Source organism: Nostoc sp. FACHB-892 (genome assembly GCF_014698795.1).
GTDB lineage: Bacteria > Cyanobacteriota > Cyanobacteriia > Cyanobacteriales > Nostocaceae > Nostoc.
The window spans coordinates 64,026-83,986 of sequence record NZ_JACJTR010000031.1 but is presented as its reverse complement, the minus strand read 5'-3'; the positions used below and the strand labels follow the sequence as shown (position 1 = coordinate 83,986).

Below are 19,961 nucleotides of genomic sequence, written 5' to 3'. Positions count from 1 at the left end.
CAAGGTACGGGGGATTGAAGGGTTACGAGTTGTTGATGCATCGATTATGCCAACTATGATCACAGGAAACACAAATGCATCGGCAATTATGATTGGAGAAAAGGCTGCCGATTTGATAAAAGTTGGAACAAAATTGCCTCAATGATGGTGAAAGCCTCAGATTTCAAGGGTCGAAAAGCGATCGCTGCATTTCATCAGCAAGCTTTCGACACGGTTGTCAACGGAACACGCCTGGAGGGTGAGGTGAATTTCGTCCACTTCCTGAATACTAAAATTGCTCTCATGAACGGAGTTGTCAGGGTAATGCTGCCCGGACAACCCGAAACTTCACCGTCACGAGATTCGATGCAGCTATTCGTCGTAACGAAATGCGACGAAGGTTGGCAGATCGAAGGGTTGCTCAATACCCGGAAGTTAACGCTAGAACGTCAATTCTTCTTAGACGACTTTGACTCCCTGAGTGCAGAGGCTCAACGTCAAGTGACCGACCTCGTTGCAGGTCTCAAAGCGAGTGGAGTAATCACTCCGCCGCAAATTGATGCGAAATAAAACCAATCTCCATCAGGAGGACAATCATGAAACCTCAACTCATTTTCGGAGTACTAACGATCGCAACAGGATTGCTCGGAGGTTCATTCACTCATCCCGCGATAGCGTTAGCGAAGCGGGGCGCTCTTAGCGCACAGCGCTGCTGCGTTCGCCCTTGGCGTCTCCCCTTGGGAAAAGCGCAGATCGCAGACAGCATTCCTCCACAACAAACCTCCCCCATTCTGATCGCCACTGCCTACACTGATTTAACTTTACCTACCTTGCGCCAAGGCGATCGCGGCAGAAACGTGCAATTGTTACAGCGCATTCTTCAAGACAATGGCTTTTTAGGAGCCGCAGGTGTGAGGTTAGGTAATCCAAGAGGGGCGGTCGTCGATGGCACCTTTGGTGCGGTCACAGCGTCTGCGGTACGCGATCTCCAGCGACGATACAGAATCCCAGTTACAGGGCGAGTCAATCCAACCACCTGGGAAGTCCTGGATATGCACGAAAACCCCTATCGATCCCCGCTTCCCTGGAAACAACAGAACATTACACAACCATAAGCCACAGGAGATTTCTAATGAACCGAAAGATTCTTTCAACCAAAATCACAACCACAATCGCAATCATAATTCTGTTCGACGTACTCTTACTGTTCAATTTTCCATCCTTGGCTCAAGTCAGTTCACAAGTGATTCCCAGAATCGAAGTGATTGAAAGTTCTGAAGGGATTCCACCCAGTTACCGTTTAGTCATTAGCCGATCTCAGGACAATGTTTATGTCTTCTGTCCGACTGATTTCGAGCCACAGTTGGACTATCTGCGAAATGTGAAGGCGATTCAATGTAAGCCGTTTACCAGCCCCTAGAACACCGATTCAGTATTCAGAGTCATGACGAAAAACTCGAGTTTTTTTAGGTGTAAGAAGGAAATTGTGGTTGAAATGACCTAAAAATCTGGTTTTCCAGCCTTGCGTTTTATTACTGAATCGGTGTTCTAGAAGTAAACCAGTGAGGGGCAATAGCATAACAACTCACACCACTTTGTTGCTTTGAACAGAGGAGAGATTCAGATGTCAGAGAACAATAAAGCAATTTTAGAAGCGGTAAACGGGGCGATCGCCCAAGGCAACTATGAAGAATTCTTGTCGTTGTGCGCCGACGACACGGAATGGACATTTGTCGGCGACAAGCCCTGAACGGAAAAGAAGCCGTTCGTCAATGGATGGTAACAGAGTATGTGGAACCGCCTTTGAATATCGTTGCGAACTTAATTTCCGTCAATGCGTAAGTTCTAAGAAACTAATTTACAGTCTACGCTTTGGTGGGGTCATCGATGACCCCGTTAATACCTGAACCCATCAACAACTAGCTCGAAGGAGTTTATCCCCATGTCTCACATTTCTTCTAACCACAAGCGAGATCGTGTCCTACCCACGCACGGCTCAGAGCCAACGGTTCCCGCTAAGAGGAGAACCATGCTTGCTCACAAGCCCCACATCCGAAGCTCGTTAATGATTGGGGCGGTAATACTGGTTCTTAGTGCCTGCGGCCAGCCCATATCCGGGCACCCGTCAAATCCGGGGGAGATCCCGGTAGGATTAGAACGATTTTACGACCAGAAGCTGACCTTCGGCTCGTGCGAGGGCTACGCCACCACGGATGCCGACGCTAAGAACTTCGCCAACGACACTTTCGAATGCGCCCGGCTTGAGGTGCCGCTCGACTACCAGAACCCCGGCGGGCGAACCGCGCAGATTGCACTGCTGCGCGTACCGGCAAAGGGCAAGCCGAGCAAACGAATCGGCTCCCTGCTGCTCAACCCAGGCGGCCCCGGCTTGTCCGGGATGAGCTACGCCCCCCTGGTGGCAAAGGACTTGGCCGACAGTCCGATCAGCAAGCAGTTTGATTTGATCGGGTTCGACCCACGCGGGGTTGCGGCCTCGACACCAGCCCTAGACTGCTTCACCGATGCCGAACGAGAGGCCAACTTGTTGGTCAACCCGATCAACTCCGGGGGCAAGGACTACACCGACCACCAGACCCGTCAGTTGTACCAAAAATGCGCCGAGCGTTCCGGCGGTGAGGACGTGCTGGCTCACGTCGGCACGCGCGATGTCGCCCGCGACATGGACGTACTCCGCGCGGTGCTCGGCGATGACAAGCTCTCCTTTTTTGGCGCCAGCTACGGTACTCGGCTCGGCGCGATCTACGCCGAAACCTTCCCGCAGAACGTGCGGGCCATGGTGCTCGACGGCGCGGTCGACCCCACCACCGGCACCACCGAGCGTCGCCTCGTCCTGTTCGCGGGTTTCCAGCGTGCCTTCGACAACATGGCGGTCTTATGCGCTAAAACCCCGACTTGTCCGCTCGGCACCGATCCCAAGCAAGCTACCGCCGCCTTCCAGCAGCTCGTGCGGCCACTGATTGATAAACCGATCATCACCGCAGACGGACGCAAGGTCACTTACACCGCCGCAATTGGGGGCGTGATCACTGGGCTTTATAACGATGTAAGCTGGCCTGCGGTGATTCTAGGCATCACTGAACTCAAGGCCGGAAGCGGTAAAACCCTGTTGTTCTTGAGCGACATCCGCAGCCAGCGCAATACCGACGGTAGCTACAGCAATAACAATGAGTCCCTGGTAGCCATTAACTGCCTCGACGAGGAACGCCACACGCCTGAGCAGGAGAGCGCAACGACGCGCGACATTTTCAAGGTTGCGCCCTTCCTAGACACCGGTCGACCCGTCAACGCCCGCGACCTCTGTGAGCATTGGCGCGTGAAACCCACCCTCGGCTACCCCTATGCCCAGAACATCAAAGGACTCCCTAAAACTTTGGTCGTGTCGGCCACCCGCGATCCGGCCACCCCGCACGAGGGCGGCATCAGCCTCGCCAAGACGCTCGGCGCGAGCCTGCTGACCGTCGAGGGCGAACGGCACGGTGTAGCCCTCACCGCCGGCAATGCGTGTATCAACAACATCGTCGCCGACTACCTCATTGGTCTTAAAATCCCCGCAGACGGCGCTCGCTGCGTTCTTTAGGCGCGTTGGGACTAGTTCGCGTTTACATTCGTGCAGAACTTGGTGAATACATGAATACCATTGCCCCTATTTTTTCTGAGTTTGTAGGTGAGTCTCATCCTGCTGTGACTGGAATTGGGGTCGCTTCTCTGGCATCACCAGAGACTCTTGTTGAAATTGAAGCAGTAGCAAGCGTTAAATAGCCGAAGAATGAGGGTCGTCCTCGCTCTACAGTTTTTGTCCAATACTTAACCAACCGACAAAAGATATGGAACAGAATCCAATCACTCAAGTTTTTGCTGCTCATCTGGCATTAATTGGAACGGATATTCAAGCGTGGTCTGATCTCTTGGCTGAAGATGCGATCGTAGAATTTCCCTATGCTTATGCTCTGGGTTTGCCAAGCCGATTAGAAGGCAAACTCGCTATCTATGACCACATGAAAAACGTAGTTGCACAATTGCAAAACTGGGTCTTTACGGATGTTCGTGAATGTCAAACATTGATTCCAAATGTTCTGTTCGCTGAATTTCATGGGGAAGCTGTGTTTGTGGCGACGGGTCAGCCCTATCAGCAAGACTATGTGGTGCGCTTAGAAACAAAGCACGAAAAGATTATTCACTACCGCGAATACTGGAATCCGGTTGCGATTCTTGCGATAACGGGCAGCAGAGAAACTTCTCGTCCAGCTTTAAAAATAAAGTTATAGAGAGAACAAAGATGAAAATTGTAATTGCAGCTGCATCTGGTAACATTGGACGACGCATCGTAGAAAAAGTCATCCAGGCAGAAGCCGAAACGATTCTCTTAGCCCGACATCCAGAGAATTTGGCAGATTTTGTTACTCAAGGTGCGATCGTTGAGGCGATCAGCAGTGATGATGCTCAAGGGTTGATAGAGATTACCCAGCAGGCAGATGCTTTGTTTTGGCTAACGCCACCGAAGCTTGATGTGTCTAACTTGAGTGATTGGTATCTTCAAACAGCAAAGGCGGGCGCGAACGCTGTATCTGCCAATGGCATTGCAAGAGTCGTGAACATTTCAAGCATTGGTGCGGGTGCAAAACCAAATCTGGGCACAGTCTCATTGAGTGGAAATGTTGAATCGATCTTCAATCAAACGGCTGCCAATATAGTTCACTTACGTCCTGGCTATTTTATGGAGAATTTCCTGGCGCAAATCGAGACGCTCCAAAGCGATGGCACGGTTCGGTTTTCTTATCCGAGTGACCATGATATTCCCTGGATTAGCACTGATGATATCGGAGATGTGGCAGCATACTATCTCCTGAATCAGCGTTGGGCAGGACAGTGGACTCGTAATTTGATGGGGCCCGAAAATCTAACATTGCTTGAAATATCTGCTATCTTGTCGCGAGTGCTGGGCTATTCGATCGAATACACTCAAGTCAGTATTGAATCATTCCAGCAGCAGTTTGCAGAAATGGGCGCGACTGCTGAGGTTCAGCGCGAAATGGGTGATTTGTTCCGTGCGCTTGGCGATCCGGATGGAGTTTATGCTACAGCACGAACCCCGGAGGCAAAAACACCCACAACATTTGAGCAATTTGTCAAAAACAAAATTCTTCCCAATCTCGTAAGCTATCAAGCAAGGCAACACTTTTAAGCAAGTATTGCTAACGTTGATGGGTTAAAGTTTATGAGATCAGGCATAGCTCTTTCAATTACTTACTCATTTTCTGGGATCGCTTCAACGCGATTAAATTCAGATTTTGAGGGAGAAAACAGATTTAAACGCAACACTCCCCAATACTTTTCGGATAAGCCTAACAATCTCTCTTTTGGTCTGGGAAAAGGTTACTGGGTTTGGGGGAAAAACTTGAATTCACCTTTCCCCCTTAACCGAAAAGTATTGGGTTCGTTTCTTGCAACGTTCAATCGCTCTTATGTCAACCCGTTTCTTAATTATGCTATTCCTGATAACAATGCTATCCCAACACCTAACGAAGTGAATGCATTGATTCATGCTTATCAGAGGCGTGGGCGAAAACCACGTTTGGAGTACGTTACGAAATTAGCACCTGCTGTTGAAAAAATACTAATATCGGCTGGTTTTGTGGTTGAAGGGCGTTTGCCACTGATGACTTGTATTCCCCCTTTAGAGCAATTCCTGACCATACCTGAAGGTATAGAACTGCTCATGCCCGTTTCGGATGAACAAATATTGGCTACTGTTACAGTGCAAAACGAGGCTTATGGAGAATCTTCGCCAAGCCCTGAAGATGCCCAACGTTTACGAGCTAACATAGCAGCAGGTACAATTGCGGTACTTGCTCGTGTAATAGCTACAGGGGAATCTGTAGGCGCTGGAATTTGTTCTGTGCCTCTTAATCAGACCACAGAGATTGCTGGGATTGGTGTACGTACTTTTTTTTCGGCGGCGGGGTGTAGCAGGAGCCTTGACAACTCGGTTAGTGCAAGAGGCTTTTAACAAAGGCGTAACAGTAGCTTTTCTCATGGCAGCACATGAGGCGGAGGAGCGAATTTATAAACGCGCTGGTTTCTCTACAATTGGCGAAATTTTGCATATTTCGCTTCCATGCAAGTAGATTTAAATTTACGAGTGAGTTTTGTCATTCTAATAATTTTTTACTAATTGGAGTGATGAGCGCTACGTTGATGGGAAATCTGGCGGGAGGATTTGGTTTGGGAGCTTTTGTGTTGCAGAACCACTCTTGAATTTTATTCTTATTGCAGTCTCAGCCTTTAAAGCACCTTTTAACCCATTGGACTCACGTTAATCTGCTAAAGCAACAAATAATCTGTTAACTAACAATATAAAACTGTCGATTTTTCTGGAATAGAAAACAAATCCGTTGAATTAATAATAGGGAACGAAGAAAAACTTTGTTAGTGCCATTGGAATAAATCTCAAAACTGCCAGCCTCTGGTTGCACGAATGAAATGCACTCTAACCCTACGGATAGTAATTCTGGAGTTTCTGTTAATACAACCTGCGAAAAATCTGCTCGTCGCAGCCCTCAATTAAACCTTAAGAAATAATAAATGGAAATTTTTTACAAACAAAGTAAAATTATGTTTAAATTCAACAAACAACTGGCTACCTTAGTATTTTTAACACTAGTTGCAACTGACATAGTTTTGCCAGCCGTTGCTACTCAAGATCAAAGCCCAGCAGAACAACTATGTCGTTTAAGACCAGGTATTAATCCTGTTTGTACAGTGTTGGTAACTGCCCCAATTGGAGTCGCCATCCGTTCTGGACCTGGTTCTAATTATCAAAAAATTGGTGCCATCCCTTACCAATATGATGTCAATGTCAGAGTCAGCAAGTCTTCTCGCGAATGGGTAAAGCTTGCTGATCGTCCTGGTTGGATTCATTCTCATTACCTACAAATGGCTGGAGACTGAAATACAAAATACACTGCATAGATTTGCTCTGATTGCCGAAAAGAAAGTTAGCTAGAATTTGACCGATTGCAGATGTAAGCGCTCACGCTTTTATTTTTGGGAATTATAACAGCAGGAATTGCCATCTGAAAATTAGGCTTGATTTCAACTGTTGTCGTAAAGTTGAGATAAATCAAGTAGTCTATTTTGTTCTTTGGTGTCAGATACCTATCCTCTATGTACAAATCGCCCCCAAAGCATCTGCTTGAAACTATTTATCAGCAACTACTGCCTAGATTACAAATTGAAAGTGTCAATCCCCATAATCCCATTCAGATCAGCTATCTTCCACAACCTTGGCAGTTGCTTGGCAAAGGAAATTACGCCGCAGTAGTGTATCATCCCGATTACTCTGAGTGTGTAGTTAAAATTTATGCCCCAGGACGACCGGGCTTTGAAGAGGAAGTAGAAGTCTACCGTCGTCTAGGTTCTCATCCGGCATTAAAAAGGCTTATTACTGGTTATACCGTCCCGTGTTGCGCCCACTTCGACTCCGTGTGCCATACTCTGGCTTAGATATGCTCCGCAAAAGTTATCGTCTGGCAACCTCTTTCAAAACTTCCTGCTGTCAACTAGTCCTAAGATTAACTCGTTTTAAATGTTTAAAACGTTAGGTCTAATGTCAACATTTCCACGCCCTGTGAGGCTGGATGTTGTTTGCGGTTCGTACCAAAAACACAGTAGCCTACACCAGCCAGTTTTTGAGGAATTAACTGCCCAAACCCAGATGATGCACCAGTAACTAGCACGACCTTTTTGTTAGTCATCTGTTTTCTTTTTTAGAATATAACAGGACTTACGCAACTGGCACAATGCGATCGCCAGTTCATAGTACATGAGTATTAATTGAACCTGATTTTGAAAGCCTTGTCTTCGTAATAGAAGTCGCTGTCTTGGAAGCAAAGCATGAAATATTCATGAGAAAATAGGTAGAGGTTGTATTAGATAAATTTGCTAAGGGTAATGAGATTTACTAAGCTTAGTTACTGTCAATACTTATTAAGTAGTCAAATTAATTATACAATTACCAATTTGGCAGAGCATTTAGAGAGTATTAGTCATGATGCCATTAACTATTATTTGAAAAGAGAGAAATTAACACCTCGTTTACTATGGGATAACGTAAAAGAGCTAGTTGAACCTGATGACAATGGTTACATAATATTTGATGATAGCGTTTTAGATAAAAGGTATTCTGAAGAAATAGAAATAGTCAGAAGACAATATAGTGGTAATGAGCATGGTGTCCTTAAAGGCATTGGTGTCGTTAGCTGCGTGTATGTCAACCCTACACTTCAAAGATTTTGGGTCATAGATTATCGAATTTTTAATCCTGATGTCGATGGTAAAACTAAGATAGACCATGTGAAAGACATGCTCCAAAGCCTTGTGTATCATAAGCTTTTACCATTTGATACTGTTTTGATGGATACATGGTATGCGGTACACAGTTTAATGCTATATATTGATAGCTTAGACAAAATTTATTATTGCCCTTTAAAAAATAATCGTTTAGTTGATGATACATTTGCTCAAGAAAAATATAAACGGATTGAATTATTAGAATGGAACCAAGAAGAATTAGACTGTGGTAAAATAATAAAAATTAAAGGGTTCCCAGCTAATAAAAAAGTGAAACTATTCCGGGTTACTGTTTCTACCAACAGAACGGATTATGTCGCCACTAACGATTTATCTCAAAGTTCCACGGATGTTGTACAAGAGGTGTGTAAAATTCGTTGGAACATAGAGGAGTTTCACAGGGAAATTAAACAACTAACTGGCATTGAATCTTGTCAGTGCCGGAAGGCTAGGCTTCAAAGAAATCATATTGCTTGTGCAATGTTGGTTTGGGTTAGGTTAAAGAATTTAGCCTATATAACTGGCCAAACTATCTATCAAATCAAGCATAATTTGCTTTCTAATTATTTAATTCAGCAACTGAAACGCCCAAGTATTCTTATGTGCTTGGTTTGATTTAAATTGTCGCGTGTCAGGGCTGCGCCCTGCCCGCTATTTGTGCCAGTTGCGTAAGTCCTGAGAAAATAGCGATATTAGCGCTAATGCTGAGAATAGTTTTGGTGGTCAAGTACTTGTCAATGCTTCGGGCATCTTTGGCGCAGAGTTTCGTGACAGAGCCACGCCGTTAAGTGACATTACAGCTAGTTCTGCTCGTGGTTCTGAGTTTAATGGTATAGTGCAACTCAACACGCCTGATGTTAACCCCTCTCAAGGCTTAACTGCTTTGCCTACAAACATCATTGATACTTCAGAGTTAATTGCCAATAGTTGCATTGGACGGAGTAAACGGCCAGAAGGGAAATTCATTATTACCGGGAACGAGGGCTTGCCAGTGATGCCAGATGATCCCTCAATTGCACCCTATCAAACTTACCAGATACCAACTGTCACAAGCACAAATATCTCAACGCCACAAGAAAACGCTTTCGACTTGGAAAACTCTGTTGCTGGAGGTAAACCTCACAATTTTCCTAAATCTGCACCACTGATTGAAGCTCAAGGATGGATCTACGGCACTAATGGTGAGGTGATTCTTACTGCTTCTGCACCGACTGTCGCTCCTGACGGCTCTTGGTCACAATTGCCTACTTGTTCCGGTGACTAAATCATGTTTTTTAACTTTATAAATTAATTTTCCAAAATTGGAAAACTAATTTCCTGTCTTGACGATGTGTGTCTCTTCAAATTTCTCTATTGTAAAAGAGTACAAGCAATTCAATGAACAGCGTAGCTAAATAAAGGTTTGCTTAAAATCATAGCATTGTCCAATGCAGCAAGTAGCTAAATTTGTTTCATTCAATCCGCTATGAATTTATGCAATTTAGTACTTAGCCTTCCGGTGTCAGACTGGGAGAAACTAATACCTGAAAGTTTTTTAGGGCTTTATTTTCCAGCTTTTTGCTTGAAATTCTAGTTTCTATTAGAAAATAAAGCTTCAAAACTTGACTAATTCAAAGTTTTAGAATCAGGAAAAATACAGCCGATAACAAGTTAATATACAGCAGTTACTCAAAAACAGGTAAAGCAAGATTATGGCAACAATCATAGGTACTGATGGAAATGATATTTTAGTAGGAACTGCTAAGGATGACAGATTCATCGGCAGTGCAGGTAATGATACGATTGCTGGTGGAGATGGTAGCGATATTATTGATTACAGTGACTTAGGACAACCTGTAATGATTCAACCAGCAGGTTTCCAAAAAGGTACAGTTGGAACTGACACACCTAAAGATGTAGTTGAAACCCTGATTGGTGCTACTAGACAGGCTAACAGTATTGATGCGACTATTGATGCTACAAACGTATCAATCATAGCTGATTTATCTAAAGAAAAACTAGAAATCAAAGTTGCAGGTTCAACGCGATTTGCAGTTGCGGTGAAGAATTTTGTAGATGTAACTGGTACAAATCAAAATGGCATAATTACTGGTAATGCTGTTGATAATCAATTATCAGGCAGTGGTGGTAATGATATTATTAGAGGTAGTGCAGGTAATGATTCCTTAAACGGAGAATCTGGTACTGATACGGCTGATTACAGTAAAATAGATGTAAGCTCTACCATTTTCATTGATGGAACTCTTAAAAAAGGTGGCGGATTAGGTACAGATTTACTTTTTAATTTTGAAAACGTTGTTGTTGATGCTAGGGCTGCAAATAACACTATAGATGCCTCAATTTCTTCTTCATCGCCCTTTATAATTGGAGATGCATCAGTTAACGCTAACCTTGAAACTCAAAGCTTCATAATTAATAATCTTCCTAGCGGAAATACAGCTGGGTTCACATTTATAAACTTTGATAATATCAAAGGTACAAATCAAAGCGACACGATTGTTGGGGATAAACAAAAGAATCTGCTATTTGGTAATGGCGGGAACGATACACTTTCTGGCAAGAGCGGAAACGACACACTCGCTGGTGGGCTAGGTACAGATACTCTCACTGGAGGACAAGATGCAGATAAATTTATTTTTACCAGTGTATTAGAGGGTGTTGACATTATCAAAGATTTCAAGGCTGTTGAAGGTGACAAAATCCAGGTTTCTCAAGCAGGGTTTGGTGCTATTTCCACTAGCGACTTCAGTTATGATCCCCTAAATGGTTCTTTGTTCTTCCAAGAATCTAGATTTGCCATTGTTGAAAATAAGCCTATTGGTTTTCAAGCTAATCTAGACATTCAACTAGTTTAAACTCAGGGATTGTGTAAGTTTGATCCCATAGGGGGACTTAAATAAAAATGGTTCTTCATTACTTGTTATGCTAATGTAAATGGTTTTATAGGTTTAAATGGATTATCTGTTAGTAATCATGATAATAAACAGAGAGAAAAAGCAGAGGTGGATTTTTTAGTTTTTTATAATCAAAAATGTATGATTATTGAAGTTGACGGAGTATATATACCATAAACAGACATACCACAAGAATTGGGATTGTAAGAGAGATAGAGTATTTTTACGGCAAGGCATTTCTACAGTCAGATTTTCAGCAGAGCAATGTTATGAAAATCCCTCAGCAGTTGTTGAAGAATTTTTACAGTTATTTAATTAAACTGGAAGAAAGTATATGAGGTTTAATATGGAGATCAAAAGTACTACGACATTCCTCTTTCCCCTCTTAATTATCTACCTATATCAAATACCCTTAGCTAATGCCAGTTCCTATAAAGAAAGCTTTAAGGGGCATATTAGGGAATCCTTAATTAAGAATTCAAACTACTACGAGGATCTAAAAGTCAGAAAATTAGCAATTCAGGATGAGATAGGGGTTAATGCCTGTTTGAATGCTATAAATAATCTGGTCTATGATATAGCCACAAAAGAGGCAGGAAGTCCGAGGATAGTCTCTTACTATCCAGGTAAGGCGGTTCTAAGTTTGCGTGAAATAGGTACAAGTTTTATAAAGAATAAAACTAAAGAATTGGCCGTGAGTTTTGAATTTGAGGCTATTATGAACTCAGATCAATACCAGTTAAGTTACGCACAGAACATAATAAAAAACTGCCCCGGCATAGGTGCAGTCTCTTATGACAAGTATGCTACTGATTGGATTGAAGTCTTTGGCATTACTAATAAGGAAGGTAATGTAGCTCAATGGAATGAATGCGATACAGAACCTATGCCAACAACAATCCCCTGGGGTGTTGCGTGTAATGCAGTAGGCTTAAAGCCTTAGCTAACAATATAAGATGTGTTACAAGTACAACTCAGCACTTAAAAATGGGTCTTTTGGAAAAATGAATGTTTATGGGCAAGTTTGAGGTAAGACTGTGGTTAATTTATCGCTCATTTTTAAACTTTCCATGCTTCCACATTCTAGAAAATATTTAGAAAAAATTAAATCTTGCTGAAGAGACAAAAAGACTCTATTTTTCAGAGGTACTTGAAGATGCGAGAATACCGGAACTTGACCGGAACTCGACCGGAACTCAACGGTCAGTGTCACGAATGTTACTGGTTAACGTTAATAACGCTAAAACCATCTTTTTCATTTCCGCACAATCGCTTAGTGTCAATCAATTGTGACAAGGCATTCCTCAAGTAAAGAACACTCTTTTTCTCTTCACCCCACTTGCGGCTGTTTCTGATAGCCGCAAAAGAAGCTGGAGGATTAGCAGTAGCTGCAACGATCGCCACAATTTGGTCTAAATCAGCCTCAGAAATACTGCTTTCTTCTACTTCCAGAAATTCCACTTCTTGATAAGGCTTTGAAAAAATGGACTCCAGATGATTAACTGCGTCTGATGGGGCAATCTTCTCTCCTCTGGGTATGACTGCCCTTTCATGCTGTTGAACTAATTCTGGGAAGAATTGAAGTAATGTTCTAGCTGGATCTGGTTGCCCATTGCCTGGGTGCAAATGGGTCTTTAGCCATCCGGGAATCATGCCCAGATTGCCACCACTAACAGGTTCTCCAAAGTTATTAGGGTTGGCTTTGAAATATTCTCCACTAGCAACATTCATTTTGCGTAGGCCACCAGCGCTAACCGCTTGAGCCACACAACCAATAAAGTTAACCGATTGCTTAAAAGTATCTGCCAACCCAGCCGTAGCTTTACCTACAACGCTTGTCAGGTTAGAGCCATGCAGCACGATAATTAATGTACCACCAGACTTGGCGAAGCGAGAAAGTAAATATTGAATCGCCCAGGTGCGATCGCTTTCCTCTAACAATGACAGCAACCGCATCGCCTCATCAATTACTAGCAGTAAGTTTTTATGGGAGTAAGGTTCGCTTCCATCTAAACCCTTAAGAAAGTTCAATAAATCACGAGCGACGAGTTGATCAGCCCCATCCGCATCAATATCCGGGTATTTAAGGGCAGAGGTTAAGTTGCAAGCAAAGGGGTAAACGTCCACGCCGGCTGTAAAGTATTGGGTGTTCAATCCGGGGTCAAGTGCAGTTGATAATGTTGCCAAGATTGCTGCTAAGGTTCCCTTGCCACCTCGCTGAGTACCAGCGATCGCAATGACTTGAGAACTCATCATATTCTCTACTTGGAAACCACTTTTCGTTAAAGCAGCGATGAGTGCGTTTGCCCTATTAATCAGAGGGAGATTAATTATAGTCTCTGGTGCAAGCCCATCAGAGGAAGATGGTTGTAACTCTGTCGGTTCAGAAAGCTCCGCAGCTTGGTTCATTTTGCCAACATCTACCTGTGGCGATTGAAACTGCTTGATATCTACGGTCGGTGGTAATTGGATTTGAGCCTGTGCGATGGCACTTATCTCCGATCGATTCACCCGGCTGTCAATTGTCACATTCTGTAAATGGAGAGCCATGCTTTCATAAGTCGGTAGCTGACGGCCCTTAAGCTTGCCAAACCAACCAAACATCCAGCGATAAGCGTAAAAACGTTTTCCTGGTTCAACTTGGTTCAAATACTGCCCAATATTTTCAAACTCAGCATGAAGAAAAGCGTATTCTTCTGCTGATTGTCGTTCTAGAAATTTAACAGTATTGGCAAGATGATCCGCTTGATAATTGCTTCTAGCATCGTAATCCCCAGCACGAGTTAGAGCATCTACAAAATTACCACGCACAAAAGGCAAAGGCGCAATTTCTTTAGTGCGGTTGGAGTGTTCGACAACAAACCATAGCCACGCAGCACCACCGACTAAACCACCAACTAGCGCCAAAGGGTTCACCGCATAACAAACCGCTCCGATCCCAGAAGCCAACAAACCAAGTACACGGGTCATGTCTGCTTCATTCTCAGATGCCCGTGCCATTTCAAATAATTGCTCTTTTCTCTCTTGCAGCCATTGAGCGATATTCCCGGCTTCCAAGTGAGACAAGCTAGGATATGATTCGCGTAAATGTTCAGTTTCTTTAGTTGTAATTTTTGGGATATTGTTACTTTGCATAAAAGAAATGCCCTGTTGATTGAGTTAAGAAGCCGCTCGACTGAAGAGGCTCTTGGTTGGGGGCAGGGAGCGTGGGGGAATGACCCCAACATCGAGCCGTGAAATGAAGAGGGAAACACGGGTTTGAGTCCCCCAATAAGAGTTAAGTGGTTCTCGAACAGGGAGAGGTTGAATCTCAATTCTTTTCTATCTCCCCAGCTAATAGCTCCCTTGCCTCTTTGTTGAGCGGCGCTCACTTTAATCTTTGGTCAACCGCCAGATGGCGAACCCAATTTCACCAGCCATCATTGTGCCGATGTTAAACAATATGCAGCCCAATATCATCAACGGGGCTGTGTAGTCGAATGGGTTACGAGCTGCAAAGGTAGTGACAATATCGAACACCCAAACCGCAATTACAACCAGCCCTGCACTAGAGCGATCGCGTGTACCTGCGGTTTTGTAATCCGTCCAGAGTTGACCTACTAAGTCAATCTTGCCACTGGGCTTGGTTTCAAGCTCATAAACCATGTGGTCTTGAAGTTCCCGTCGTGCTGAGTCTGGGTTCTTACCGCGTAGGGTGTGGGCTTCGATTACCTGAACACCCACAGAAATCATGAATGCCAGGTAAAAAAACGGGTTGAACAGTGCAAACGGCACATTTAGCCAATTCCAAGTCGGCTCAAACCACGGGCATACAGGCGGGGCTTGAAAGATTAATTGCCAAGTTGAATCAGCACTAATCATGGAACCGCCGATAAATAAAATCCCGCCAACTAACGCACGACCCGCACCTCCATTAGCAACAAACTGATTGACGATGGCGGCGGCAGCCCTAATGGGTAAGCCGACAATCATCACAACAGCCTTGGCACAAAAATCAATGATTTCACCAAGCGATCGCTTCTTATCTTTGGGCTTACTATCGCTGTTACCAGTGCTGTTACTTTCTGCACCTAATCCCATTACTTCCTCCTACTTTGTTTAATATTTTGAACGCTTTTACAAATCCCTTTAGCTTTGTGCTTCCACTTCCAAATTCCTTCTTCAATCCGCCCAATACACCTACCCGTTGCGTCAAAAACATCAACAATCTCATCATCTTGATAAAAGGTTGTGTCTGGTCTGGGATTGCGTTTACTGTTGTCAATGTAATTAGTAATTCTCAACTTGCGACTTGTGGGCATGACTCCCGCCTCATATAGAGCATCACTGGTTTTTGCCCGTTCTTCTATGCGGGAACGTTCTAATTCTTCTGAGGCTTTTAGCCGTTGAAGCTCTGCATAAGCCCCCAACTTGGGTACTAAGGGGATGATTACAGGCAATATGCAAATGCCAACACCAGTCAAAGCTAAGTACAGTTGTTTCTTATACATGAGACTGCTGTGCTATAGCGCGTTCTTAGTACAAATTTTTCCCATGTTTCACGCCGGAAATGCTGTTTCATGGTGTTTCACGCCCTGAAACATTGATGAAACCGTTGAAACTGTTTCATGAAACAGTTCTGTGAAACAGTTTTATGAAACACTCCCGCCCATAAAGGCTTTCGAGCAAGGAATTGTCTGGTGTTTCATGTTTCACGTTTCATGTTTCATGCTGGGAGAATGCTGTTTCATGGTGTTTCACGCCCTGAAACATTGATGAAACCGTTGAAACTGTTTCATGAAACAGTTCTATGAAACAGTTTTATGAAACACTCCCGCCCATCACTATTACTTTGATGCCCGTCTCAGAAATGTCAATCCTGCACCAACAAGTAATGCCAAGGGAATGAATATCCCGCTACCAATTAATCCAGTAGCGACAACGCTACTAACGATATATGCACTACCACCTAAAGCGCCAATAACTGAAGTAGCAAACAATCCCGTACTGAGAATATCCATGTCCTGATTTTTCTTTTGATGAGTTAATAGCTCTTGAAGTAATCGGATTTCGGCAACAGTGGCAACAGTTTCATTTTGGATCTCTAGCAATGCCGCCACTGTTTTATAAGCTTCTAAAATCGGATCTGTGTCCCCATTGAACTGACTCTCTCCCGTAACGAATTGAGTCGTACTTTGAGTTGTTCTTTTTTTCGGATTGACTCCCCCAGTCTTGTTGAGGCTTCTTCTGCCAAATTAATCAAACTCTGATCTATCTCAGTAATCTGGTTATCAACTTCCAACATCGATTGCTCGGCAAAGGCATCCAATACCGTCCCCTTGGCTCCAATCAAGGATTCCATGAACAACAAAGCTCCTGTAACACCAGTCGATGCACCCAAAATCTTAGATTGCTCATTTTGAACGGCTATAGCACCAGAAATAGTCTCTTTATCAGCCGCAGTTAACTTGTATGAGGCTTGTTGAATAGCTTCGTCAGCTCTGGTGATTGTGGCTTCGGGTACATCTGCTATAGGTGACTGTTGAGGTTGTAATTTCTCACTATTAGTAATGTCTCGAAATCTAGCTAAAATCTCCTCTGGAACTTGTGAATCGACCGTCCATTTTTGCTCTGGATATTGACGGCGCAGCTCATCAACTACCTTCCCTGGTACTTTGTTGAGAGCTTGTGCAAATTCTTTAACAATCATGATTTAGGCTCCTAAAAACTTTTCGGGGTGATTTTTTAATTCAATTGCCAGCTTCTTTAAAGAACCCTTGGCTAAAACATAACTTCTGATTCTTTGAAGTACAGGTAAATGCCAGTTTGTCAACTTTGCTCGTCCGTTTAGCCCTCCATTATCTTCGTCCCGAAAATCTTCAAATTCTGGCAAGTACAAAGAAGCTAAGTCTAAATACTTTTGGAACTGTCTAATTCCAACTGATGGCTCCAATTGTCTGGCTGCCTCCTCTCGTGTTAACAATTGTTCAACTACACAGCTTCCTTGAATTAGCAATGGTTTCGGCTCCTAGAGTTCCGACTGAGTTCCGACTGAGTTCCGACTGAATTCCGGTTGAGTTCCGATTGAATTCCGGCACTGCTAATACTAATAATAAAAACCCTACCGGCTGGTGAGTAGGGTTTTTCTAATGACTTAGCGTCAGGCTGACGCTAAGTAGCTGATAATAATTTATGGATAGCTCCAAAATGATTAAGTACCTGTGGTTTTGGCTGTTGATACCTTGTACTACTTTCGTCAGCTAACCAATGACTTATTGTTTGTTCAGGATAATCACTAAGCCTATGCATCAGGTATATAGATGCATTGTGAATTATTTTGAATTCTCTTGGATGCATTGGTTCAATACCAATGTTTTGTACCATACTGCGATCGCTCCTAGTGTAGGGTTAGTCTGTGGTAGGGAATAGCCTTCCGTGTTGAAAAATCTTTGCTTGATTTCTAGACTTTTCCTGTTTGTTGTTTGATCATCTGCTCCACGTCATCAATTGCGTTCACTATTTCTCCTAAAACATTGAAAGCATCGTTTAATACCACATCATTTGATGTAGAAAAGGAAGGAGGACGATTGAAGCCTGCGATAATCCTTACTACTCCCAACCATTTGCAACGTATATTGACATCCTTGCAAGATAGTCCGAATCTCTGGTGTAGTTAATTTTATTTCCATTGTTATTTATCTCCCTAAAATTTATCTCGTTGAATACTGAGGCTTGCTCCGACTAAAGAAGTTCCTAAGAAGACGGAAAAACTAACCAACATTGCACCCAGGCAAATATTTTTCTGTTGCTCCCAACCAGAGATGATGATGTTAGGATTATTAGTCTCGATAATCTCCAGCCCCCAGCAAGCCATCGCCCCTACTCCTGAAAACCCAGTTAAAAGCAGAGAGGCGATTGCAGTTGTTTCTATCGTGCGGTCTATGAATACTTTGGGGTTAAATCTTTTTCGAGTCCGGCGTAGAACTGATTTATTACGAGTGTTTGAAGGCAAAGATGATTGATGAGTTATTTTATGGATCTTCATTTTGCTTCATCCAACTCCACAAAAAAACCTGCACCAGTATTTGTCACTTTTACCAGCTTGCGATTGACTAACGTTTGTATGACACAGAGACTAAATTTGATACTGCTTGACGTTCTGCGGTCTAAAGACACACAGATTCTCTAAGAGCTTTTGCCGTATCTCTTAGATATCCGATTGTCAGCCACTGTATACTGGGTTAAATCAAATAAACTTAACTGAATATTCAATGACTCATAGGCATGGTTCCTGGACTCCCCACCCATCGGCAGCGATATCTTCACAGGCATAACTTTCCGCGAGTCCCCCGGTAGAGTCTTTTTGATGTTTTTGGGGAAGACTAATCCCACACGTTTTACAATTGTTCGAGAAGCTTTTGTGTCAGCGTGTTGTGTGTATCCGCAGTTAGTACAGAGAAATTTTTCTCCACTGCGATTACTCTTGTCAGTATGTCTGCACTGTGGACATTCCTGACTGCTATGCTTAGGATTAACTAGGATAACTGGTTTACCAGATTTAGCAGCTAACCAAGCAATTTTGGCGAATAAATCTCCCCAAGCACAATCAAGGATAGCCTTGTTTAAACCACTCTTGCGACTAGCACCATTTCTCTTATACCCGCCTTTTCCATCATGCTTAGGCTTGGCACGTTTGACCATCGCCTTGATGTTTAGGTCTTCACGCCCAACAGCATCAGCAGTTTTGACAATCTTACTGGCTGCTTGCCAATTGTAGCCGTCTCGATGTTGTGCTAGTTTATGTTGTGTTCTGGCAATTCTAGCGTATGCCTTGTTTTTGTTTTGAGAACCCTGACGCTTGCGGCTTATGGCACGTTGACGCATAGTTAAACGTCTAGATGTTTTGATGTTAGTTGTAACTCTAATATTTTCGACAAAACTACCATCTGACAAAGCTACAAGCTTATTCACACCAACATCAATCCCGACTACTGATTTGATTTGAGATATTGACTTTTCTTTCGGTAGTTCTTGGGGTATTTGAACTAACATCGATAAGAACCAGTAACCACCTGCTCTTTTAATAGTACAAGTCCTCACGGATTGAATACTGGTTAAATCTCGACTATTGTGCATTTTGACATTGCCAATCCCTGGAAGATAGACAATGGCATAATTATCTTTATTATCTTTAATTGTCTTAAGCTTAACCTGTCCTGGTGAGTAATCGAAACTATTTAAAGTTCGGAAATAATGTGGAAATCCTTTACCATGCCGCCAAAAATTTGTAAATGCAGTATCTAACTTTAGGATGTTACCCTGCAAGACAACAGTACTAATCTCACTAAAATGTTTGAGTTTACGTCTTAACCTCGTTGTTACTTTTATCTGGATATTAGAAGCACTATCCCACTTGATAATAGATGACGATGTTTTCAGAGCAATATTTAGATCAGTTGGAATAACACCATGTTTCAGCACGGGACAAGTTAGTGGACAATATCCACCATATTCAACTCTGGCTTTCAGATCGCAGTAACTACCAAAAGCATAATTAACTGGTTGATCAGCATTCTGATTATTAGTATTGTATCCAATCTCTCGTTCTCTAAGTGCATAGTTTCTATGCTTCCTGAGAGTGATTAACCACTGCAACATTTTTGCTTGTTGAAGCTGACAGGGTTTTAACTTAAAGTTCCATCGGACTAGCATTTTTATCACCTCGCTTTCGGCGTAGAA

General features: G+C 43.3%; 24 protein-coding genes and 1 pseudogene. 16 read left to right on the top strand and 9 right to left on the bottom strand.

Annotated elements, in window-relative coordinates:
• The 12 genes and pseudogenes from H6G96_RS28995 to H6G96_RS28940 form a co-directional block, all read left to right on the top strand.
• Window positions 1–145, top strand: a 145-nt coding sequence (locus tag H6G96_RS28995; protein ID WP_190916003.1) for a GMC oxidoreductase, incomplete at its 5' end; no start/stop codon positions are given.
• Entirely contained in the window at window positions 142–549 is a 408-nt protein-coding gene (locus tag H6G96_RS28990) for an SgcJ/EcaC family oxidoreductase (RefSeq protein WP_190916001.1), read from the top strand. The genes H6G96_RS28995 and H6G96_RS28990, both read left to right, overlap by 4 nt.
• Before the next feature lie 26 nt (window positions 550–575).
• Window positions 576–1,094, top strand: coding sequence for a peptidoglycan-binding domain-containing protein (locus H6G96_RS28985; protein WP_190915999.1), 519 nt, complete (start codon window positions 576–578; stop codon window positions 1,092–1,094).
• 17 nt (window positions 1,095–1,111) lie between these two features.
• Window positions 1,112–1,399, top strand: a complete 288-nt coding sequence (locus H6G96_RS28980) for a hypothetical protein (protein ID WP_190915998.1) — start codon at window positions 1,112–1,114, stop codon at window positions 1,397–1,399.
• 204 nt (window positions 1,400–1,603) lie between these two features.
• Window positions 1,604–1,729, top strand: a complete 126-nt coding sequence (locus H6G96_RS42495) for a hypothetical protein (RefSeq protein ID WP_277932965.1) — start codon at window positions 1,604–1,606, stop codon at window positions 1,727–1,729.
• A 279-nt stretch (window positions 1,730–2,008) separates the two neighbouring features.
• A complete protein-coding gene (locus H6G96_RS28975) occupies window positions 2,009–3,577 on the top strand; it encodes an alpha/beta hydrolase (RefSeq protein ID WP_242063429.1) in 1,569 nt (522 codons plus the stop codon).
• A 50-nt stretch (window positions 3,578–3,627) separates the two neighbouring features.
• Window positions 3,628–3,759, top strand: coding sequence for a hypothetical protein (locus tag H6G96_RS42490; protein ID WP_277932964.1), 132 nt, complete (start codon window positions 3,628–3,630; stop codon window positions 3,757–3,759).
• 65 nt (window positions 3,760–3,824) lie between these two features.
• Window positions 3,825–4,265, top strand: coding sequence for a nuclear transport factor 2 family protein (locus tag H6G96_RS28965; RefSeq protein WP_190915994.1), 441 nt, complete (start codon window positions 3,825–3,827; stop codon window positions 4,263–4,265).
• Window positions 4,266–4,276: 11 nt separating this feature from the next.
• Window positions 4,277–5,182: an NmrA family NAD(P)-binding protein gene (locus tag H6G96_RS28960; protein ID WP_190915991.1), complete on the top strand. Its 906-nt coding sequence runs from the start codon at window positions 4,277–4,279 to the stop codon at window positions 5,180–5,182.
• A 33-nt stretch (window positions 5,183–5,215) separates the two neighbouring features.
• Window positions 5,216–6,007 (top strand): N-acetyltransferase, encoded by a 792-nt coding sequence (locus H6G96_RS28955; RefSeq protein WP_190915989.1) that lies wholly within the window; start codon window positions 5,216–5,218, stop codon window positions 6,005–6,007.
• 605 nt (window positions 6,008–6,612) lie between these two features.
• Window positions 6,613–6,948, top strand: coding sequence for an SH3 domain-containing protein (locus tag H6G96_RS28945; protein ID WP_190915986.1), 336 nt, complete (start codon window positions 6,613–6,615; stop codon window positions 6,946–6,948).
• Window positions 6,949–7,164: 216 nt separating this feature from the next.
• Window positions 7,165–7,601: pseudogene (locus H6G96_RS28940) on the top strand (hypothetical protein).
• On the opposite strand, the gene H6G96_RS28935 reads toward H6G96_RS28940, so the two are convergent.
• On the bottom strand, window positions 7,590–7,754 hold the full coding sequence (locus H6G96_RS28935; RefSeq protein ID WP_190915984.1) for a hypothetical protein: 165 nt from the start codon (window positions 7,752–7,754) through the stop codon (window positions 7,590–7,592). The pseudogene H6G96_RS28940 and the gene H6G96_RS28935 overlap by 12 nt on opposite strands.
• Window positions 7,755–7,950: 196 nt before the next feature.
• Here H6G96_RS28935 and H6G96_RS28930 point away from each other — a divergent pair, with 196 nt between their 5' ends.
• The 4 genes from H6G96_RS28930 (at window position 7,951) to H6G96_RS28915 (ending at window position 12,186) form a co-directional block, all read left to right on the top strand.
• Window positions 7,951–8,964, top strand: a complete 1,014-nt coding sequence (locus H6G96_RS28930) for a transposase (protein WP_190915982.1) — start codon at window positions 7,951–7,953, stop codon at window positions 8,962–8,964.
• Between the two features lie 220 nt (window positions 8,965–9,184).
• Window positions 9,185–9,613, top strand: a complete 429-nt coding sequence (locus tag H6G96_RS28925; RefSeq protein WP_190915980.1) for an S-layer family protein — start codon at window positions 9,185–9,187, stop codon at window positions 9,611–9,613.
• A gap of 427 nt (window positions 9,614–10,040) precedes the next feature.
• Complete coding sequence (locus tag H6G96_RS28920; RefSeq protein WP_190915978.1) at window positions 10,041–11,204, top strand: calcium-binding protein; 1,164 nt, start codon at window positions 10,041–10,043, stop codon at window positions 11,202–11,204.
• A 385-nt stretch (window positions 11,205–11,589) separates the two neighbouring features.
• The gene (locus H6G96_RS28915; protein WP_190915976.1) at window positions 11,590–12,186 is read left to right on the top strand and encodes a hypothetical protein; all 597 of its coding nucleotides are present in this window, start codon (window positions 11,590–11,592) and stop codon (window positions 12,184–12,186) included.
• A gap of 275 nt (window positions 12,187–12,461) precedes the next feature.
• Here the strand turns inward: H6G96_RS28915 and H6G96_RS28910 are convergent, their stop codons facing one another.
• From H6G96_RS28910 to H6G96_RS28870, 8 genes are all read right to left on the bottom strand, one after another.
• Window positions 12,462–14,378: a hypothetical protein gene (locus H6G96_RS28910; protein WP_190915975.1), complete on the bottom strand. Its 1,917-nt coding sequence runs from the start codon at window positions 14,376–14,378 to the stop codon at window positions 12,462–12,464.
• A 237-nt stretch (window positions 14,379–14,615) separates the two neighbouring features.
• Window positions 14,616–15,323 carry a hypothetical protein gene (locus H6G96_RS28905; RefSeq protein WP_190915973.1) on the bottom strand — a complete coding sequence of 236 codons (708 nt, stop codon included), beginning with the start codon at window positions 15,321–15,323 and terminating at the stop codon, window positions 14,616–14,618.
• A complete protein-coding gene (locus H6G96_RS28900; protein ID WP_190915971.1) occupies window positions 15,323–15,733 on the bottom strand; it encodes a hypothetical protein in 411 nt (136 codons plus the stop codon). Before H6G96_RS28900 ends, H6G96_RS28905 begins: the two co-directional genes overlap by 1 nt.
• Window positions 15,734–16,069: 336 nt before the next feature.
• Window positions 16,070–16,342 (bottom strand): hypothetical protein, encoded by a 273-nt coding sequence (locus H6G96_RS28895; RefSeq protein ID WP_190915969.1) that lies wholly within the window; start codon window positions 16,340–16,342, stop codon window positions 16,070–16,072.
• A gap of 14 nt (window positions 16,343–16,356) precedes the next feature.
• Entirely contained in the window at window positions 16,357–16,932 is a 576-nt protein-coding gene (locus tag H6G96_RS28890; protein ID WP_190915967.1) for a hypothetical protein, read from the bottom strand.
• Window positions 16,933–16,935: 3 nt separating this feature from the next.
• On the bottom strand, window positions 16,936–17,238 hold the full coding sequence (locus H6G96_RS28885; RefSeq protein ID WP_190915965.1) for a hypothetical protein: 303 nt from the start codon (window positions 17,236–17,238) through the stop codon (window positions 16,936–16,938).
• 687 nt (window positions 17,239–17,925) lie between these two features.
• Window positions 17,926–18,267 carry a hypothetical protein gene (locus H6G96_RS28875; RefSeq protein ID WP_190915961.1) on the bottom strand — a complete coding sequence of 114 codons (342 nt, stop codon included), beginning with the start codon at window positions 18,265–18,267 and terminating at the stop codon, window positions 17,926–17,928.
• 140 nt (window positions 18,268–18,407) lie between these two features.
• On the bottom strand, window positions 18,408–19,934 hold the full coding sequence (locus tag H6G96_RS28870; protein ID WP_199339783.1) for an RNA-guided endonuclease TnpB family protein: 1,527 nt from the start codon (window positions 19,932–19,934) through the stop codon (window positions 18,408–18,410).
• Between the last annotated feature and the right edge of the window lie 27 nt (window positions 19,935–19,961).

Excerpts from the sequence above, each read along its gene's own strand:
- H6G96_RS28920 (WP_190915978.1), top strand. The coding sequence starts at position 10,041 with ATGGCAACAATCATAGGTACTGATGGAAATGATATTTTAGTAGGAACT.
- H6G96_RS28955 (WP_190915989.1), top strand. The coding sequence starts at position 5,216 with ATGAGATCAGGCATAGCTCTTTCAATTACTTACTCATTTTCTGGGATC.
- H6G96_RS42490 (WP_277932964.1), top strand. The coding sequence starts at position 3,628 with ATGAATACCATTGCCCCTATTTTTTCTGAGTTTGTAGGTGAGTCTCAT.
- H6G96_RS28915 (WP_190915976.1), top strand. The coding sequence starts at position 11,590 with ATGGAGATCAAAAGTACTACGACATTCCTCTTTCCCCTCTTAATTATC.
- H6G96_RS42495 (WP_277932965.1), top strand. The coding sequence starts at position 1,604 with ATGTCAGAGAACAATAAAGCAATTTTAGAAGCGGTAAACGGGGCGATC.
- H6G96_RS28935 (WP_190915984.1), bottom strand. The coding sequence starts at position 7,754 with ATGACTAACAAAAAGGTCGTGCTAGTTACTGGTGCATCATCTGGGTTT.
- H6G96_RS28910 (WP_190915975.1), bottom strand. The coding sequence starts at position 14,378 with ATGCAAAGTAACAATATCCCAAAAATTACAACTAAAGAAACTGAACAT.
- H6G96_RS28870 (WP_199339783.1), bottom strand. The coding sequence starts at position 19,934 with ATGCTAGTCCGATGGAACTTTAAGTTAAAACCCTGTCAGCTTCAACAA.
- H6G96_RS28900 (WP_190915971.1), bottom strand. The coding sequence starts at position 15,733 with ATGTATAAGAAACAACTGTACTTAGCTTTGACTGGTGTTGGCATTTGC.
- H6G96_RS28985 (WP_190915999.1), top strand. The coding sequence starts at position 576 with ATGAAACCTCAACTCATTTTCGGAGTACTAACGATCGCAACAGGATTG.
- H6G96_RS28960 (WP_190915991.1), top strand. The coding sequence starts at position 4,277 with ATGAAAATTGTAATTGCAGCTGCATCTGGTAACATTGGACGACGCATC.
- H6G96_RS28875 (WP_190915961.1), bottom strand. The coding sequence starts at position 18,267 with ATGAAGATCCATAAAATAACTCATCAATCATCTTTGCCTTCAAACACT.
- H6G96_RS28975 (WP_242063429.1), top strand. The coding sequence starts at position 2,009 with ATGCTTGCTCACAAGCCCCACATCCGAAGCTCGTTAATGATTGGGGCG.
- H6G96_RS28945 (WP_190915986.1), top strand. The coding sequence starts at position 6,613 with ATGTTTAAATTCAACAAACAACTGGCTACCTTAGTATTTTTAACACTA.
- H6G96_RS28905 (WP_190915973.1), bottom strand. The coding sequence starts at position 15,323 with ATGGGATTAGGTGCAGAAAGTAACAGCACTGGTAACAGCGATAGTAAG.
- H6G96_RS28890 (WP_190915967.1), bottom strand. The coding sequence starts at position 16,932 with ATGATTGTTAAAGAATTTGCACAAGCTCTCAACAAAGTACCAGGGAAG.
- H6G96_RS28930 (WP_190915982.1), top strand. The coding sequence starts at position 7,951 with ATGAGATTTACTAAGCTTAGTTACTGTCAATACTTATTAAGTAGTCAA.
- H6G96_RS28965 (WP_190915994.1), top strand. The coding sequence starts at position 3,825 with ATGGAACAGAATCCAATCACTCAAGTTTTTGCTGCTCATCTGGCATTA.
- H6G96_RS28990 (WP_190916001.1), top strand. The coding sequence starts at position 142 with ATGATGGTGAAAGCCTCAGATTTCAAGGGTCGAAAAGCGATCGCTGCA.
- H6G96_RS28980 (WP_190915998.1), top strand. The coding sequence starts at position 1,112 with ATGAACCGAAAGATTCTTTCAACCAAAATCACAACCACAATCGCAATC.